The sequence below is a fragment of the Paenibacillus sp. FSL E2-0190 genome, assembly GCF_037992965.1.
Taxonomy (GTDB): domain Bacteria; phylum Bacillota; class Bacilli; order Paenibacillales; family Paenibacillaceae; genus Paenibacillus_AQ; species Paenibacillus_AQ odorifer.
In genome coordinates, this window is the sequence record NZ_CP150306.1 from 210959 (window position 1) to 228584 (window position 17626).

Sequence of the window (17626 nt, forward strand, 5' to 3'; positions counted from 1 at the left end):
TTCTATCTGGAGTTGCTCACGTGTTGTTGCGTCTAACAGAACAGCACGGAGTGCCCTCTGATAAAGGTGTTCTAATCGATTTGAAATTAACGCATCAACACCTGGCGGATATGACAGGAACGGCGCGTGAGACCGTGACAAAATCATTGCTTGGATTACAGGATGAGCAGTTGATACGTATTGATCAGAGGAAAATACATTATGATGCGGCTCCATAGGTAGTAAAAGAAAAGACACCTTGAAGGGTGTCTTTTTACGTTATTGCAGCTTGAAAAGAAGATGCCAACATTATCCCCGACTTTAATGAAAGTTCCCGGTTTCATTTTCCGTGAATTTTCCGTCGCTGTCATGCTGAGATTGCTTGCGGCGATCATTACGGGCTTGTTGTTGCTGTTGGGCTTCCAGGCTGTTTACGGGCGTGGCTTCCAAATCTTTTACGGTGTTGATCAGATTCTTGTCTGGTTTATTTGCGCTCAATTGAAAATTCCTCCTTGATTACCTAATGGTTGTGAATTTTATTATGTGCTGGCTACTGTGTGGCTATTCGTGTTGTATGATCACAATCCATTCGCTGTCCTATAATCATTAGCTCAGAACACGGTTAGATATGGGAGATATGAGTAAATGATTGTTTCGGAACCTTTTTTAGTTTTGATATGTTGAACGTGTTCTGGTTCCAGAATTTGTATTATTTTCGAAGGGGGACAGGGGCTAGATGCAGGATCTCTTTCTAAATATTTAGGAGGTGAAAAGAGAAACTTCATTTTTTGCAAGCGGTTACAATGATATCTGCAACAAATTAAAATCGGGAGGAAATAAAATGAAAAAAAGAGTTGCAAAGGTAACCAGTATTGTTGTGTTGTTTTCTCTTGCTCTTTCTTTAATAGTAGGTGGATGGACAAATACGGTGGTGCATGCTGCTGGTCTTGCGGTAACAGGCAGTGGAGGCTGGAATGAAACGGCATATGTGGAATGGTCACCTGTAAGCAATGCGACAGGGTATAACGTTTATGTTAAATTGGCAAGTGCAGCGGATTCTGGGTATCAACAAATTAATAATGAGTTAATCCGCAAATATCCTTCCTACTGGAGAGCCGATGCTGTAGGGCTTGCAGCCGGAAATTATGTGATGAAAGTTGAAGCTACCTTGTCAGGGGGGGGGACGGTAAGTGCGGTTTCAAATCCACTATCCGTAACGTCATATGACCGCTCAGGATTTGCTTTTTCGACTAGCTCGCAATATGGTACGGGATCAGGGGCTTATAATGAGAATGGAACCCTCAAGAATGGTGCTCAAGTGCTGTATATAACATCTCAGACTGCGCAAACCGTAACCCTTGGTGTGAAAATCAACAGCTCCGGCGCTGTACAAACAGGGGTTGGCCTGGGCGGTATTCTGGCACTGAGACAAAAAGGCTATGATACAACTCCACTTGCGATTCGAATTATCGGAAAAGTTACAGCTGCTGATCTGAGTGGACAGCTTAACAGCAGTGGGTATCTTGAAGTCAAAGGTAAAAACAATTATTCGGAAATGAATATTACTATTGAAGGTATCGGAAATGATGCTTACGCATACGGTTGGGGAATGCTTCTAAGATATGTAGGTAATGTGGAAGTAAGAAACCTGGGTGTAATGTTATTCCCCGACGATGGCATTTCAATGGATTCTGGCAATATGAATGTCTGGGTGCATAATAATGATATTTTTTATGGAGCTGCTGGAGGCGATGCAGACCAAGCCAAGGGCGACGGTTCCACAGACCTTAAAAATGGATCCAACTATATTACAATCTCTTACAACCATTACTGGGATTCCGGAAAATCTTCGCTAGTTGGTTTGAGTGAGCCGGCTGAATTTTTTGTTACCTTCCACCACAACTGGTTTGACCATTCGGACTCCCGTCATCCGCGGATTAGAGTGGCATCCGTCCATATCTATAACAACTTTTTCGATGGTATCTCCAAATACGGTGTGGGTGTTACTACAGGTGCTTCAGCTTTTGTAGAATCTAATTATTTTAGACATGCTAAGTTTCCAATGATGATCTCCTTACAAGGTACAGATGCTTTAGGGGAGGGCACATTCTCAGGCGAAAATGGAGGTGTGATTAAAGCCTATAACAATCTTATTGTAGAGGCTTCAAGTCTCATCTATGCGAATTCAAACACAGGGACAGCTCCTGCTAATGTTACCTCATTTGATGCTTACTTAGCTTCGTCAAGAAATGAAACCGTCCCAAGCTCATACAAAGCATTAAAAGGCGGAACAGCCTATAACAACTTCGACACGAGCGTAAATACAGGAGTGAACGTATCTAATATTGATAACGTAAACAATGTTGAACAGATTGTTATGGCAAAAGCCGGACGTCTGAATGGCGGAGACTTCACATGGGAATTTAATGATTCAGTGGATGACGTTTCGTATGCGCTTAATACAGCGCTGATGTCTGCAATCAGAAGCTACACAACGGGACTTGTCTCTGTAGGGGGGAATTCAAACCCAACGAACCCGACTCCGACTCCATCAGTAACACCTACGCCATCAGTAACACCTACGCCAACAGTAACTCCTGTGCCAACAGCGACCCCAGCTCCAACAGCAACTCCTGTACCAACAGCGACTCCAGCACCGACGACAACGCCAGTGCCGACAGCGGGAGCAACCGTTCACAACTTTACTACGGATGGAACAACAAGCAGCTTCTTCAATATTCAAGGCAATCTCTCAACAAGTAAGGGAACTGTGGCCTATCAGGGTTTAACCCTAACCCAATGTCTAAAAATCGAGAGTGTTACCAGCATTCAATTCACTGCTGCTAAAGCTTCAACGCTAACCCTAGTGTTCAACACAGAGGGAACGAAAATCAAAGTGGATGGAACAAGTTATCCTATAACCAATGGCATTGCCACTGTCTCTCTAGCCGCAGGTGCACATACCATTACAAAAGATAGTACGGCGAATCTATACTATATGAAGCTGGAATAGGGGAATGGCTGCCTCTACTTTAATATGGAGATCAGAAAAGCAGAAAAGCGACCTGTAGGGGTCGCTTTTCTTTGCTTTTTCTTATGATCTTATTACTTGAGTTATTGTCGATTCAAAAACTATTAATTTTGTGTTGATTTGATTAATCTTTATCATCAACCAAATCAATAATCTCACGAATATCCTCAATATTTAAAGCTTCTGCAATTTTGCCTATATGACTAAAGTTAATATTCTCCCTTTTTCCATTAGCTAACTCACTTAATGCGGCATGTCGGACATCGGATATTCTGGATAATTCTCGTAGGGAAATCTTATGTTTTTTGGTCAATTCTGAAATTTTCACTATAACTCTCTTTCCCACTTCTAATCCCCTCACTAACTCTGAGTTTTTATCTTGACTATACGCATAAGACGGATTTTCTTTTCATGAGAATAAACCTCTCAGTTTTTAAGAAAGCTGCTGTAAGTAAGTAAAAGACACCTTAACCGTGTCCTTTACTTTACTATATAAGCACGTTTCAGCACTTCAGGATAGTTGACCAGCTTATACTAATTCTCGGTTATTCCCCATACCGGTCAATCGCCATAGCTGCGGATTTCAGCATGCGCCGCTTAAGATGCTCACCCTCGACGATTTTTACGCGGAGGCCAAGAAAACGGATTTTGGACAATAGGAATTCGCTATCGTCTCTCATGTAGATGACTTTGATTCGATAGATACCCGAATTTTCATCAAAGGACACGGATTTATCAAAACAGGAAAAGGCGTACAGAATTCGTGATAGCTCAGCATTAAAGGTGGGGATGACTTGAATACATGCACATTCCTTCTGATCCTCTAATAATCGTATTATCCTTGCTTTTAAATCATTAATCCGTTTGGCAGGGAAGGGAGCTACTTCAACAGAAATAATGTTTTTTAGTTTAGTGGACATAAGAGAACGTTGCCGGGTGCTGTACCATTGCAGATACCACTCCCGCTTATACATGTTGTATTCCAGCTTATGAGGGAACCCGGTTTGGTCAGTTCGTTGGCCTCCATGCTTAATATGGAAAGTAATAAGGATCGCTTGATTCTGCATGATTATACGGCGGAGTGTACGAAGCATTGGATGATAGACCTGCCGCTCTTTGCTTTTAGCTTTCTCCATAATAATTCCCTGCACTTCTGTGGACGCTTCTGCCTCCAATATGGCGTTCAATTTACTTAAGGTATCCAGTGTAAAAGCTGCTTCTGAGGCCGGGTGCATTAACATGGTTTTCAGCCAGGAACGTTCCTGGGAGGTCAGCGCTAATGAACCCACTTCGTCGAGGCGTGAAATGATTTGGAAGTTAAATATTTTCTCAAATGGATTCATAATAGCTGTGAATCTCCTTCCACTCCGCGATAAACTGCTTACGCAGCCAAGGGGGTTCTAATACCTCGCAGCTCGAACCAAAGCTTCGTAACCACGGCTTAATTTCATAAATACCATTCACTGTGATCTCATAAAGGAATGTAGAATCGGACTCTTCCGTAATTTCTCCCCACTGTCCCTGCGCTTCAACCCGCTCCCGAATAAAATTAACACCCGAGCGATTGGGGTTATAAAATCTTGCCACCACTTTAATCGCACGGGTGGTATCTATAACCCAGCTGTTTGTCATCTGTTCTTCCAGATTGCTGAGTTTCAGAGCAAACTCTGCTTCTTCCACAGTGTCGCCCTCCTCAATTTGAGTAAGGCCCTCCATTCGGAATTTCATGATGCCCATACGTGAATTATGTCCGATTAAATACCAGCGCCCATATTGATGGTCATAGATGACGCGGAGCGGAAGAACAGTTTCTGTGACGCCCCTTGTTTCCCGCTCAAAGAGAGGATTGGTATTCTGAGAGGCGTAGTTTTTGCCCTTTTTAGGGGATAGATATAGAAACTTGATTTTTTTTCGCTGCTGAATCGCTGCAAATATCGTATATAGGTGTGCCTCATCAAGAATACGTGAATGATAATTATATTTGTATCTATGGGTTTCCGTAGCTTCGAGGGTATAACCCCGCTTCCGCAGGACCTTTTTTAAGGTGTCGCGCAGCAGATAACCTTGCACAGACGGAGTCTGCGTGTTGGCGATGACATCAACATAGTCGTAAAGATCCAAGAGCTGATCGCCGGATAATTGATCAATCAGATCGTTAGCAGCCTTGTATCGATAAGGGCGACCTTCGTTTACACGAAGAATAACGCCAACTTCCTCAAGGTATTTCAGATCTCCACGGATGGTTTTCTCATCGGGCATTGGATAATCGGTTGGCATTTGCTCACTGCACACATCCTGTAGATCTTTAGCCGTTAGCTCCTGAGTCTGGAGCGCAGTTAATAGTAGTGTAAGCCGGATGCTCTCCGTTTCCTTAAGCGACTTCGCCCGGAACAAGAACAGGAGCAGCGGGTCGGCAGATTCATAGTAGTTATAGCGGAGCCACTCAGAGAGTTCTGTTCCTTGTTCTGTAGGCAGATCCTGTTGTAAGACGGTTACCATGCCCTTCAGGTTGCGCAGCGTTTTGTCATAGGTATGTACAGAAATGCCGAGACGATCGGCGAATTGTTGTCTGCTGTAAGCTCCCCCCGCTAAAGAGAGCATGCGAAGAAATTGAATCTCCTTGTCAAAACTTTCCCGGGCCATTTGTATCCCTCCACCCTGTAGCGAATCCATAAGAAATAGTAGTACTCATTATATTAAGCACCAGAGTTGAATAAAATGGAAGTGTTTTTGGCCGCCGCCATACTTCCGCCCTGTTCGTTACAGGGAAGATGAGCGAAGATAGATCCATGAAGCCAAAGCAATTCTGATGAGGCGTTCGAATAGTAACAAGGGTAGAGAATAGGGAAGTAACCGATCTGGAGGGATGAAGATGGATCCTATAAACAAGCTTATCCGTGAGCAGCTGGAACAGATTGAACAGGAGGAGCAAGTTACAATATTGTATGCCTGCGAATCAGGCAGCCGGGCGTGGGGATTCCCATCGCAGGACAGCGATTATGATGTGAGATTTATTTATCTGCATAAACCGGAATGGTATCTATCTATTTTTGATAAGCGGGATGTGATCGAGCGTCCTATTAACAATATGCTTGATATCAATGGCTGGGATTTGCGGAAAGCACTGAATTTATTTCGGAAGTCTAATCCACCGCTGCTGGAGTGGCTGCAATCACCCATTCAATATGCAGAAAAGTACAGTACAGCAGAGAAGCTTAGAAGCATCTCCCCGTACACATTTTCGCCGAAGTCTTGTATGTACCATTACTTAAACATGGCAAGAGGGAACTACCGTGATTATTTGCAAGGCGAACAGGTCAAGATCAAAAAGTACTTTTATGTACTTCGTCCCGTTCTAGCCTGTGAATGGACTCACCGATATGGAGAGATGCCGCCGATGGAGTTCGATGTACTGGTAGAGCGGCTTATTCCGCAGGATGAAGAGCTGTGGCAGGTGATTCAGCAATTGCTGGCACGAAAAAAATCCGGTGAGGAACTAGACTACGAGCCGCAGCTAACCGCGATTAACGATTATTTAGAAGAACAGTTCCAAGTGTTGGATAAGGTGGCGGCGTCCTTGAATGCTAAGGAGAACAACAGAGATCATCAGCTGGATGCTCTATTTCGAGAAGCTTTACAGGAAGTATGGGGACGGGCCCTATAGAAAGATTGATAGGAGGAAGATGGTAGTGGCTATTGTACAACTGAAATCTACGAATCCAAAATTCACTTTTTTAATTAAAAAAAATCCAGTGACAGGTATGCAGCTTCGTCTGGTTCGTCAGGGATTGGCTTATGGATGGTATTCTGATGAGGCAACTTATAACGTTTATTTTAAGGACGCAGATAACGATATATCCTACAAGCAGAACGGAAGCGAGAGCTTTGAGTATCTAAATGTCTCCCGGTTTAATACACCTCTATTTCCGCTTAATGCGGTCAATGAGTTTTTCTCTACACCCTTTAAATCCCAGGATGAACGGGATGCGGAAGGATATGAGCATTCTTTTTTCATCAATATGGTTCAGGTTGAGCGGATACACTATATTGAATTTTTCCAAAAGCATTTAAAGGGCTATACCTTCTCCTTGCAGCATCAGGCACATAAGAGCTATTCGCTGACGATTACCACACATAAAAGCTTGTATCACCTCTTACATGTTGTTGGTGTGCTGTCCTTGTTCTTATCCATATTTGGGGATGAGTACATAGATATTTCGGATGCTATTTTGGATAAATATATCCGCAGCCTTAACGTCATTGATGCACCTTTTTATATAAGAAGTCTATTTGCAAGGAATTTCCTTACCTCTAAGGAACGGTTCAAGCGATATAAAGCCTCCATCGAACAAACAGACCAGTATTCTATTGGGCTGGAGTATGGCGGTACTGCGATGCAGCGGCGTACTTTTATTTCGAGTGTGCTTCCATTCAATAAGCCGATTCTGGACATCGGCTGCGGAGAAGGTTTCTATGCAATTCCGTTTGCCGGAAAAATAGAGAGCACCTATTATGCGGTAGATATAGCCGAGGCGTTGCTGGAGGTTGTGAATCGGAAAGCGAAAGCTAAGGACATTGATAACATTGCAACCTTTGGCTCACTGGACCATTTTCTGGAGTCGTACAATGGGGAGCAGGTTGATGTGATTCTAACAGAAGTTGTAGAGCACATGAGTGAGGGTGAAGCGGCAGAGCTTATTCAGCAAATAATCGGTAATGTGAATTTTCAACAGCTTATTGTGACGACACCGAATGCTGATTTCAATCGTTACTATGAGCTGGAAGGATTCCGGCATGAAGATCACAAGTGGGAAATGGGACAGGAAGCGTTCGGGCAATGGGTTTTGGATACGGTTCAAGGTTTAGCAGTCGAGGTTGAATATTTGATGGTTGGTGACCGGGTTGGCGAGATCCGTACGACGCAATGCGCTATTGTGCGAAGAAAGGAGGAATAGGCAATGGAAATTCAAACACGTGTACACACCATATTTCTGCTTGTAGGAGCAACGGAATGCGGGAAGTCAACTTTTGCTAAAGAAGTTCTGATCCCGCAGTTAAAACTAGAGGATGCTTCTAAAGGGTTACGTACGAATGTGCAGTACTTATCCTCGGATAGTATCCGCCAGGAGATATTGGGCTACGACTATGATAAGTATGATCAGGTTATGCTGGAGGCCAGTTCGCATACCTTTCAATTATTGTTTGAGAGATTGAAGCTAGTCACTTCTTTTCCAATTAATGCGGAGTTTGTGGTGATGGATACCATTGGGCTATCCGAAGATTACCGTAGTAAAGTCCGTGAGATCGCCGGGCAAAATAATTACAATCTGGAGGTTATTCTGTTTGATTACCGTAAACGGGAGGATTACTACGTCTCGGAGCGCTCGAAGAAGCTGATCTCCAATCATTTAAACCGGCTGAGAAAAGAAGTCCTGCCTGTTCTGTCACGGGAAGGTTACAACAAGATTCATAAAGTGCGTGCTAAAGATTTTATTCTCGAGGGTGAAGGGATACCTAACCCGGACTACCGGGTGATTATACAGGATTGGGATACTTACGCATCTACGGTACTTCTACAAGCACAAGAGTATATTGTGGTTGGGGATGTTCATGAGTGCGTCGAAGAGCTTCAGGGACTATTACGTAATTACGGCTACAGGGTGCACGAAGGTAAGTTAAGTGCAACAGATAAGCTCAGTAACACACGAGTCATTCTTGCTGGTGACTGGATTGATAAGGGCAAAAAGACACGGGAGACGATTGAGTTCTTATTTGATAACCGCGAGCATTTCCTATTTGTTATGGGCAATCACGAGAACTTTGTATACAAGTACGTAAAGGGTGAGATTCAAGGAACCGATCCGGAACTGCTAAGAACGTACTTTGATTCCACCCAAGTGCTTAAGGAGGATACCGCGCTTTTTAGTAAATTTTCGGCTTTAGTGGAGCAATCTCAGCCCTTTTACCGCTATATAGGTATGCAAGGTCCTTCTTTTTATGTTACTCATGCTCCTTGCCGTAATAAGTACATTGGTAAGCTGGATACGAATTCACTACGCCATCAGCGTAACTTTCGGCTGGATCGTGAGGTTTCCTTTGAGGAACAGCTTGATTTCCTAAAGCAAGAGGCTGTGAGTAATCACCCCTTTCATCTCTTCGGACATATTGCAGCCAAGCAGACTTTTCGGATCAAAAACAAACTCCACCTCGACACAGGGAGTGCGCAGGGTAATGAACTAACTTCTGTTCGCATGTCGTTTAAACCTTTCTATAAAAGTCAAAAATCGCATGTGACTACGGTGCACGAAGAGCTACCTATCCTGTTCCGGGAACAGCAAACCGTATCCTTGTTAGAGCTTGATTACGAGTCTGTGCGCAGATTGCAGTATTCCTCGCAGAACCGGGTCAACTTCATCTCCGGGACGATGTCACCTGCGGATAAGGATATGGCTGCCGGTGAGCTTGAGTCTCTGCGAAAAGGGTTGGATTATTTTGCCGAGCGTCGTATATCTGAAGTCGTCCTGCAGCCTAAATATATGGGATCACGCTGTAGTGTGTACCTTTACCGGGATATAGAGCAGTGTTACGCAATTAGCCGAAACGGCTACAAGGTTAAGGCGGTCGATCTGACGCCTATCTACGAACAACTGCTGCATAGATTCGGAACCTATATGGCTGAGCAGGGGATCCGTGTGCTTTTACTGGATGGCGAGCTGCTGCCTTGGAAAGCGCTGGGGGATGGGTTAATTGAGCGTCAGTTCCGGCCGATTAGCAAGGCGCTGGAGACAGAGCTGGATTTCTTAAGACAATATGGATTTGAGGAGTCACTGGGTAAACTGATACAGGATTTTGAAGCAAGCGGGTTTGAACAAGACCAGCACCATATGTCGAAAGAGGCGCTTAACAACAACTATGGGTCTCATGTTTATCAGACTTTTAAGTATGTCCGTGACATAAGAGAATCGTATGTAGATCTTGACCAGCGTGAGGAAGCTTACAGAGTATACAAGCAGCAACTGGAGTTGTATGCGGGTGATGCAGAATTAGCGTACAAACCTTTTGCAATCCTGAAGGAAGTACTGGAGAATGGTGCTGAACGGGTACCTGACGGTAAAACCTCCGAATTATACAGGTTCTTAAATGATGATGAATCTCTGGTTTTGGACTTGAAAGAGCCTGATGCCTACATCAGAGCAGAGGAGTATTTCGCAAAGATAACGGTAGAGAAACATATGGAGGGAATTGTAATCAAACCGGAGCAAGAACAGCAGGGGGTAGTCCCATACATGAAGGTCCGCAATCCGGGCTACCTGTCGATCATCTACGGGTACGACTACAAGTTTCCACATAAGTATGCCAAGCTGATGAAACAGAAGAATATCGCTCCTAAGCTTCGGACGTCCTTAATCGAACACCGGCTGGGCAGACGAATGCTAGAAGTGAAGCTGGATGAGATCTCGTCTGACAACGAGGACTACAAGCAAATTGCAGCAAACCTGTTATTCGAGGTAACGAAAGAGAAAGAGATCGACCCGAGGTTGTAGAGGATTGTTACAGGCGAAGAAACTTGGTTTGCCAATTATGAGAATGAGTTCAGGCTGTCGGGAAGGTCCCGGCAGTCTTTTTTTCGTCAATTGTATCCAGCTCAATCGCGGTCATAGAGCCGGAAGGCAAGTGTACAAGCCTCGTTCTAATTGTAAAAACAGGAGGACGCACCTTATCGGGTCCGTCCTCCTATCTATTCCTCATAAATACGCCTTAACCCATAATAACGAGCACGTTGTTTTCTGGCGCCATTTTGGCCACTGGGATCAGGTTGCCTTGAATTTCTTCACCGTTAATAACGATATGGGTAACCCCTTTTTGTACACCCTTCTTGTTCTCCACCTGGATGTTCAGCTTCTTCCCACGGAATTCCCGGACCATGGAAAAGTCTGTCCAGTCGGAAGGAACACACGGGTTGAGGCGAAGGCCATCAAATTGCGGTTGAACCCCCATAATGCCTTCCACCAAGGAGACCATCACGGTTGAAGCGGTGCCGGTCAGCCAGTGGACATGCGCCCGGCCTTGATATGGGCTGTCCTTGGACTCGACAAACTGGCCATGTACATAAGGCTCGAGTTTACGGATTTCAGCCTTATCGTTCATGCTGGCCGGACTGCAATTCAGGAAGTATTCGAACGCGCGCCCACCGTTGCCGATCATGGTTTCCGCCAGAATGAGCCATCCCTGCGGCTGGCTGAAGATGCCGCCGTTTTCCTTAGTTGAGGCGTTGAAAAGAGCCATCAACGCTACTGGCAAACCGTATTCACGGAACGGAGGGTAGAATAACATAGTGCCGTAATCGGTCCGCAGATTCTCATACACTTTGTCCATGGCGAGCTTCGCCTGATCCGGGCGGGCTGCACCGCTTAATACGGCCCAGCTTTGCGGATTGAGCCAGATCTTGGCTTCATCATTTTCCCAGGAGCCGATGGTATAGTTGTCTTCGGTAAATCCGCGGACGAATTGATCGTTCTCCCAAGCGTGTTTTTGAATGTTATCGTCCAGCTCATCAAGCAGGCCCTGCGCCCATTGAATATCTTCAGGCTTGTTCTTATTTTGTGCGATTTCCATGAATACCTTGAATGCCATATACAGCTGGAATGCGACGAACAACGACTCACCCTTGGCTCCAAGCCGTAGGCAATCGTTCCAGTCGGCATGAAGCCCAACCGGCATGCCGTGTGCGCCCATACGATCCAGACTGAACTGAAGTGCCTGGCGCAAATGCTCGTACACTGTGCCCTCGCCTTTATCCGAATAAGGGATTATTTCATCTGTGAAATCCCAGTTGCCACTTTCATTCAAGTATTTAATGACGGTTGGGAACAGCCATAAAGCGTCATCGGCCCGATAATGGGGGTGACCGGTTTCCCGCACGTATTCTGGATCATCCGGTGTGCCCTCATGCCCAGGATTGTGATCAAATTTCACCAACGGAAGTCCACCACCGTTGGAAACCTGGGCGGATATCATCAGTCTTAGACGTTCAAGGGCCATCTCATGATCCAGATGAATGATGCCTTGAATATCCTGCACGGTATCCCGATATCCGAGTCCATTACGAAGACCGGAGTATTGGAAGGAGGCTGCACGTGACCAGATGAAAGTGATAAAGCATTGATATGCATTCCAAGTGTTGATCATGTTGTTCAGGTTATCGCTTGGTGTCTGGACTTGGAAGCGGTTAAGTTTGCTGTGCCAGAATGCTTTTAACTCTTCGAGTTCTTTATCTACCACGGACAAGTCCTTATAATGGCTGAGAATTTCGGAAGCGCCTTTCTCATCATACTGTCCCAGTAGAAATACGATTTCTTTCTCTTCTCCCGGCTGTAAATCTACGTTAATCTGCAGGGCCCCGCAGGAGTTAGTATTGTAGTTTAATGAATTGGAGCATTGGCCGTTCTCAACAGAGGCCGGATTGCCATAACTGCGGTAATCGCCTAGGAACGTATCCCGGTCACCGTCATAAGCGGTAACTTCTGCACCTGCAGCGCCGAAGAATCTCCAGGTTTGTTCTTCGGGGGTGTTTTCATTGATGACTTGAAGGATCATATTATTTTTATAGTAGGTCCGTGAAATAAACAGAGTGTACTGAAGGTTGACGGTATCCTGCTCATAGTTGTTATTGTTGGTTAATTCAACAAATCCGAAGAGAGCCAGCTTGCGTGCTTTGGAGCCATCATTGCGCACCTTCATGCGCCACACCTCATAGGTTTTGTTCAGTGGTACATAATATAATGATTCTGTATGGATGTTATCGTAGTCCGAGACAATGTTCGTGTATCCGGTTCCATGATGGCATACCGACTTATATTGCTCCAGATCTTTACCCACTGGCTGCCAAGAGCCGGACCAATAATCCCCGTTCTCCAAATCTCTCACGTAAATATAGCGTCCGGGCTCGTCCTTAGAGTTGAAGTGGTAGCGGATATGCCGCCCATTTGCGCCAGACTTTACAAAGCTATAGCCGCCTGCGTTACCTGAGATGATCGCACCGTATTCCGGCGAGCCGAGGTAATTCGCCCAAGGGGCAGGCGTATTCGGCTTGGTAATGAGGTATTCCTTGTTTTTTCCATCAAAATAACCATATTGCATGACCATTCCTCCTATTAAGTGGTTAATGGGCCGATCTATAAACGCGCGTTCACAAAGAGGTGAAATATCCATGTGTAATTTTATTATAAGATACTTTTAGTAAATCGATAACCCTATATTTTAGCGAAAAAACGAACAAAAATGCTAACTTTTTTAGTAGGGTGTAAAGCGAAAGACACCTTAAAAGGTGTCTTTATTTATTTTAGCGGCAATGTCTACTCCACTAGAACACCATTAACAAACGTCATAGTTTTATCTTTGAATTCAAGAATAAACTTGTTTGGAAAATCTAGATCGGTATGAATCTCCGTCCCCAACATAACTTTTTTGCCTACATCATCAAAGGGATTATGAAGTAAACCTCTAGGCGTATACCTAGTTTCAGAACCGATTACATTATTATTCTCATCGCTGATAAATTTGGTTTTTCCTGAGAACACGAGGTCCTTGCCATTTTCCAAAGTTAGATGAACTTCCAAACGATCCTTTGTCTTCTGATAATCTATAACTACATCTTTAGAGGATACAGGGAAACCGATAACAAAAAGTCCAATAAGGGCTGTAGCCAGTATGAGTACCGATAAGACGGAAAAAATGAGAGTTTTTATATTCTTTTTTTTCACTTTTTTAAAATAATTGAGTTTGTTAACTTCCTCTTTATCAATAATAGGCACACTTAGATTTGCTGTGGCGGTCATTTCATTATAGGATTGAAGGCAGCTTTCACAGGATTGCAGGTGTTTTTCGATTTCTTCGTTACTATGTACAGAGGTTAGCTTTTCAATATAGGAAGGTAATAAATCCTGAATGATCTCGCATTTCATGAAGATCTTCCTTTCATTAATTTTTGTTTTCCACGGTAAAAGGTAACTCTTGCCCAGGTCTCATCTCTGCCAAGAATTTCGCCAATTTCCCGAAAACTGAATTCTCCGGTCAAACGCAGATATAATACTTCTTTGGTATTTGGATCAAGTAAATGAAGTTGTTTAAATAAATCCATTTTGTCCTGAGCAAAAATGAACTGGGATTCTGTTGAATTTGCGTTAGCCAAAGGAGCGTCTTCTAATTCCTCAGACTTCCGCTTGCGCTGCTTGTCCAGCTCCTGATACCACACATGTTTAGCAATTTGACAAAGCCAAACGTATACTTTGCAGGTCCCATCGTATTTATCTATCGATTTTATAGCTCTATAAAAAGTTTCTTGGGTGATTTCTTCTGCCAGCAAGTGATTATGACAAAAGCTAAATACGAATTTATATACTTGGGTTGAATATTCCCTGTATAATTGCTCGTTGTCCTCCATCCATTCACCTCCTCAAGTTATATATCCGTAAAAAGCTATAAACGTTACAAGTTTTTTTAAAAAAATTTGATTTATACAATTATCGCCTTTCAACCCCGGTATGTGAGGGAATTAAGGAGGTTCAGCGTTAAGGCTGGTTTCACAGTTGGTTTACCCTTTATAATTACATGAGATCTTATTGTACAAGTTACAAGGGGGTTCATATATGATAACAAAGGTAAACCGGCAGTTAAATGAGGGTCCTAAAATTCAAAAAGAACAAGAGCTTGTTACCAAAATGATTCGTATATATTGTAAGAAAAAACACCATCATAAAGGCTTTTGTGAGGAATGTCAGGAATTAAATGAGTATGCGCTGAAGAGGTTAGCCTATTGTAAGTTTGGTGAAGAGAAAACAGCTTGTGCCAAATGTCCTGTTCATTGTTACAAACCGGATTATCGCCAAAGAATTAAAGGGGTTATGCGTTTTTCTGGTCCGTGGATGCTGCTCTATCATCCCATTGAGTCGATTAGGCATATTCCGCTACCCAATAAATTGAGAAAATAAGTGAAAACCGGACATCATTTGATGCCCGGTTTAATGTATTTTTAGATATCATTCTCCCAGCTTTTCAGCCTTCACCAAAATCTCTCGCAAAACACGGGCAACCCGGCTTTTTCTTCTCTTTACTTTTACACTTATCCGTCTTAACGACTCTTGGTATACGGCGGTATCAATGGGTTCATAGAGCTGTTTGGCGGCAATCCGTAACGTCCTTCTCATTAATATTGCTGATGAACGTGTTGACTTCGTTCGGTATCCTCTGCGCAAGACCCGTATAGTATGTTTGTATTTCTCCAGGTCTTCGTTTGGAGGAACAAGGGCGAACAGATTTAGGGAAGAGTCATTGAACCCGTAGCTTTTGAACATGATTTTTAGATTCTCAATATTTATGAGATTTCCTCTGAAGTGGGTTGGATGTTCTTGGTGAACGCCGACAACTTCTTTGATGCTGTGAAAAGGGATTTTTAATCGATGCAGTCGATACCCAAGATCCCAATCTTCGAGTCCATAGAGGATAAACTGTTCATTAAAACCTCCAGCACGAGTTAATTGGCTGCGTCTTATGGACACACAACGCGTGACGAGTAACATCCAAGGGGCTACATCTGTGCTGGCAAATTGCTTTTTAGTATTTGGAGGAACTCTTGAGGCAAAGGTGACTTTTGATAACGTCTCCGTCTGCTGAAGGATATCATTGGGTGTGATTATTGGGGTGATTTCAGTCGCTGATTCGAAGTCAGGATTCCATAAGTTAGAAGGCGAAAGTATATTGCGGCAATGTTCTTTTTCTTCAGGAGAAAAGTCTGGGTAGTAGTGGGTATAAGCGTCATCCCATGAGTGTGGAATACCTGAAATTATCGACTTAGGATATTTACGGTGATACTGGTTTACGATCCTAATGAATTCAGGGAATACCAGAAAATCAGCATCGCAGAAGATGACGTATTTCCCTTTTGCCTGACTCAGCCCCAGATTTCTTACGGCAGAACGGCCGCGTTGTTCCTGCTGAGCGACATAAATAAGCGGATAAGAAGTTTGAAAGCTTTCGACCATTTCCTTAGTACCATCTGTAGAACCGTCATCTGCGACGATCACCTCGAACCGATCCTTCGGATAGGTCTGTGTCTCGAATGAAGTGAGTGTAAGTAGCAGCTGCTGAAGTCGGTTATAGGTTGGAATTATGATGCTGTAACGAATAGCCAGAATGATCACCCCCACCATTTAATAAAAGCCCTTGAATAGGATAAATAATAACAATATATTCAGGGACTTTAGCCTGGTCTAGTCAAACGCCTTTAAGGGTGGAAATAGGCAGGGGACAGGGTTTAGCACGAATCAAAGATTTTATATTTTTGTGAACTTACCTAGCTCCGTCTCATCTCTATTGTAAAGAACCCGCTATATTAGCGGGTTCTTTACTGTCTGTGCGCTTAATTGTAGTAGACAGAATGCTCGGTATATGTGAAGTGCTATTAGTGAGATATAAGAACCCCATATTGTTTAAAAAAGTTGGTGATTTCAGAGATGTCCATCCGTTCATCAGGTAGATCTTCTGGATAATAAATGCCTGGGACCAATGGTTCTTCCTTTGATATCCGCAATAGCTTTTCTGCTTGGACAGCAGCTCCCAAAGCGGTAAGATGAGTCTGACCAAGCGGGTCAGAAATCGCTATTGTCCGTTCAACCCAGTGCCCATTATGATCCAGACCCTTTAGATGAATAAGGATATGATGTGCACTGCCAGTACCAGGATTGTAGAGCAGTCTTCGTCTAAGCGAACGGAATCGGTCTCCGCTGATCATCTTCCATATTCCGCTGTTAACTAGTCCGACAAGGATGGAGGTGGAGGCTTTGCTGTCGAAGGAGATGCGGAAGCTGGCGGAGTCGATATGCTCAGCTGTTGGCAAGGTGACATGATCTGGGGTGTCAAGCCGATAGCATTTTGCTGTATATCCATCTGGAAATTGGACTTTGATGGGGTCAGTCATTGGAAATACAAGACGTTTTCCCCCCCGTTCTGTAATATGGAATGGAATGGTCATACGATCCATGTACGCCGCGGAGTCGGGTCCTGCTTTGTCACGTAGAGAGTACAACGCGTGAATATCAACGGCGACGTTTTGAAGTGTGGCCGAGTGCAGCATGGCGAACAGCGAAGCAGTTCCCGCCATCCATCCCGAAGAAAGCACGATAGGAGCATAGAGGTCTGCTTTTTCTAACTTTGTGATTGATTGTTGGAATATCTCTGTCCAGCGAGTAAGATCGATCAGTGGGATTTTTCTTCTAACTGCAGACATAAGTAGCCGATCCTGCAGATCGTTGACGGAATTGATGATTAGCGATACATTATCGCCTGCATAAAGCAGTGGATCATCCGCATTATTATCAACTACGACTGTTTGTACCCGTGTGGACTCAAAAGGTGCTGCTTTTTGCGGTGACCTTCCTCCCAATATAATCTCGAGATCGGGATGTCGATCGTGTAATATTTGAGCAAATTGTCTGCCGACGGCACCGTATCCTCCTACAATAAGTACCTTTTTCCTATGCATATCTGCAACCTCCGTTTAAATGTTTATATGTTTAAGTTATTTAACATATCGCTTAAAAAAATAGGAATGACAAGTGC

The 17626-nt window shown here is 43.9% G+C and carries 15 protein-coding genes; 6 read left to right on the plus strand and 9 right to left on the minus strand.

Annotated elements, in window-relative coordinates:
- Positions 1–20: 20 nt before the first annotated feature.
- The gene (locus tag NST25_RS01005; protein WP_076126901.1) at positions 21–218 is read left to right on the plus strand and encodes a helix-turn-helix domain-containing protein; all 198 of its coding nucleotides are present in this window, start codon (positions 21–23) and stop codon (positions 216–218) included.
- Between the two features lie 82 nt (positions 219–300).
- On the opposite strand, the gene NST25_RS01010 is transcribed toward NST25_RS01005, so the two are convergent.
- Positions 301–477: a hypothetical protein gene (locus NST25_RS01010; RefSeq protein ID WP_169744731.1), complete on the minus strand. Its 177-nt coding sequence runs from the start codon at positions 475–477 to the stop codon at positions 301–303.
- 343 nt (positions 478–820) lie between these two features.
- On the opposite strand from NST25_RS01010, the gene NST25_RS01015 reads away from it, so the two are divergent.
- Positions 821–2992: a pectate lyase gene (locus tag NST25_RS01015; RefSeq protein WP_339189112.1), complete on the plus strand. Its 2172-nt coding sequence runs from the start codon at positions 821–823 to the stop codon at positions 2990–2992.
- 142 nt (positions 2993–3134) lie between these two features.
- Here the strand turns inward: NST25_RS01015 and NST25_RS01020 are convergent, their stop codons facing one another.
- From NST25_RS01020 to NST25_RS01030, 3 genes are all read right to left on the minus strand, one after another.
- Positions 3135–3356, minus strand: coding sequence for a helix-turn-helix transcriptional regulator (locus NST25_RS01020; protein ID WP_076126905.1), 222 nt, complete (start codon positions 3354–3356; stop codon positions 3135–3137).
- A gap of 199 nt (positions 3357–3555) precedes the next feature.
- Positions 3556–4353, minus strand: coding sequence for a WYL domain-containing protein (locus NST25_RS01025; protein ID WP_076303214.1), 798 nt, complete (start codon positions 4351–4353; stop codon positions 3556–3558).
- Entirely contained in the window at positions 4340–5653 is a 1314-nt protein-coding gene (locus NST25_RS01030) for a WYL domain-containing protein (protein WP_076305137.1), read from the minus strand. The genes NST25_RS01025 and NST25_RS01030 overlap by 14 nt, the downstream gene beginning before the upstream one ends.
- Before the next feature lie 229 nt (positions 5654–5882).
- Between NST25_RS01030 and NST25_RS01035 the strand changes: the two genes are divergently transcribed.
- From NST25_RS01035 to NST25_RS01045, 3 genes are read left to right on the plus strand one after another with little or no spacing between them, the layout of a single operon-like run.
- Positions 5883–6674: a nucleotidyltransferase domain-containing protein gene (locus NST25_RS01035; protein WP_076126909.1), complete on the plus strand. Its 792-nt coding sequence runs from the start codon at positions 5883–5885 to the stop codon at positions 6672–6674.
- Positions 6675–6699: 25 nt separating this feature from the next.
- On the plus strand, positions 6700–7965 hold the full coding sequence (locus NST25_RS01040) for a class I SAM-dependent methyltransferase (protein ID WP_076282634.1): 1266 nt from the start codon (positions 6700–6702) through the stop codon (positions 7963–7965).
- Between the two features lie 3 nt (positions 7966–7968).
- Positions 7969–10554: a metallophosphoesterase gene (locus tag NST25_RS01045; protein ID WP_340393195.1), complete on the plus strand. Its 2586-nt coding sequence runs from the start codon at positions 7969–7971 to the stop codon at positions 10552–10554.
- Positions 10555–10768: 214 nt separating this feature from the next.
- On the opposite strand, the gene NST25_RS01050 is transcribed toward NST25_RS01045, so the two are convergent.
- From NST25_RS01050 to NST25_RS01060, 3 genes are all read right to left on the minus strand, one after another.
- The gene (locus tag NST25_RS01050; RefSeq protein WP_076192607.1) at positions 10769–13150 is read right to left on the minus strand and encodes a N,N'-diacetylchitobiose phosphorylase; all 2382 of its coding nucleotides are present in this window, start codon (positions 13148–13150) and stop codon (positions 10769–10771) included.
- Positions 13151–13365: 215 nt separating this feature from the next.
- Positions 13366–13974 carry a zf-HC2 domain-containing protein gene (locus NST25_RS01055; RefSeq protein WP_340393196.1) on the minus strand — a complete coding sequence of 203 codons (609 nt, stop codon included), beginning with the start codon at positions 13972–13974 and terminating at the stop codon, positions 13366–13368.
- Positions 13971–14453 (minus strand): sigma-70 family RNA polymerase sigma factor, encoded by a 483-nt coding sequence (locus NST25_RS01060; protein ID WP_076187044.1) that lies wholly within the window; start codon positions 14451–14453, stop codon positions 13971–13973. Before NST25_RS01060 ends, NST25_RS01055 begins: the two co-directional genes overlap by 4 nt.
- A gap of 205 nt (positions 14454–14658) precedes the next feature.
- Here NST25_RS01060 and NST25_RS01065 point away from each other — a divergent pair, with 205 nt between their 5' ends.
- Entirely contained in the window at positions 14659–15000 is a 342-nt protein-coding gene (locus tag NST25_RS01065) for a nitrous oxide-stimulated promoter family protein (protein WP_036687189.1), read from the plus strand.
- Positions 15001–15048: 48 nt separating this feature from the next.
- Here NST25_RS01065 and NST25_RS01070 read toward each other — a convergent pair whose 3' ends face one another.
- Positions 15049–16200, minus strand: a complete 1152-nt coding sequence (locus tag NST25_RS01070; protein ID WP_339174362.1) for a glycosyltransferase — start codon at positions 16198–16200, stop codon at positions 15049–15051.
- Between the two features lie 269 nt (positions 16201–16469).
- Positions 16470–17549 carry a saccharopine dehydrogenase gene (locus NST25_RS01075; protein WP_340393197.1) on the minus strand — a complete coding sequence of 360 codons (1080 nt, stop codon included), beginning with the start codon at positions 17547–17549 and terminating at the stop codon, positions 16470–16472.
- Between the last annotated feature and the right edge of the window lie 77 nt (positions 17550–17626).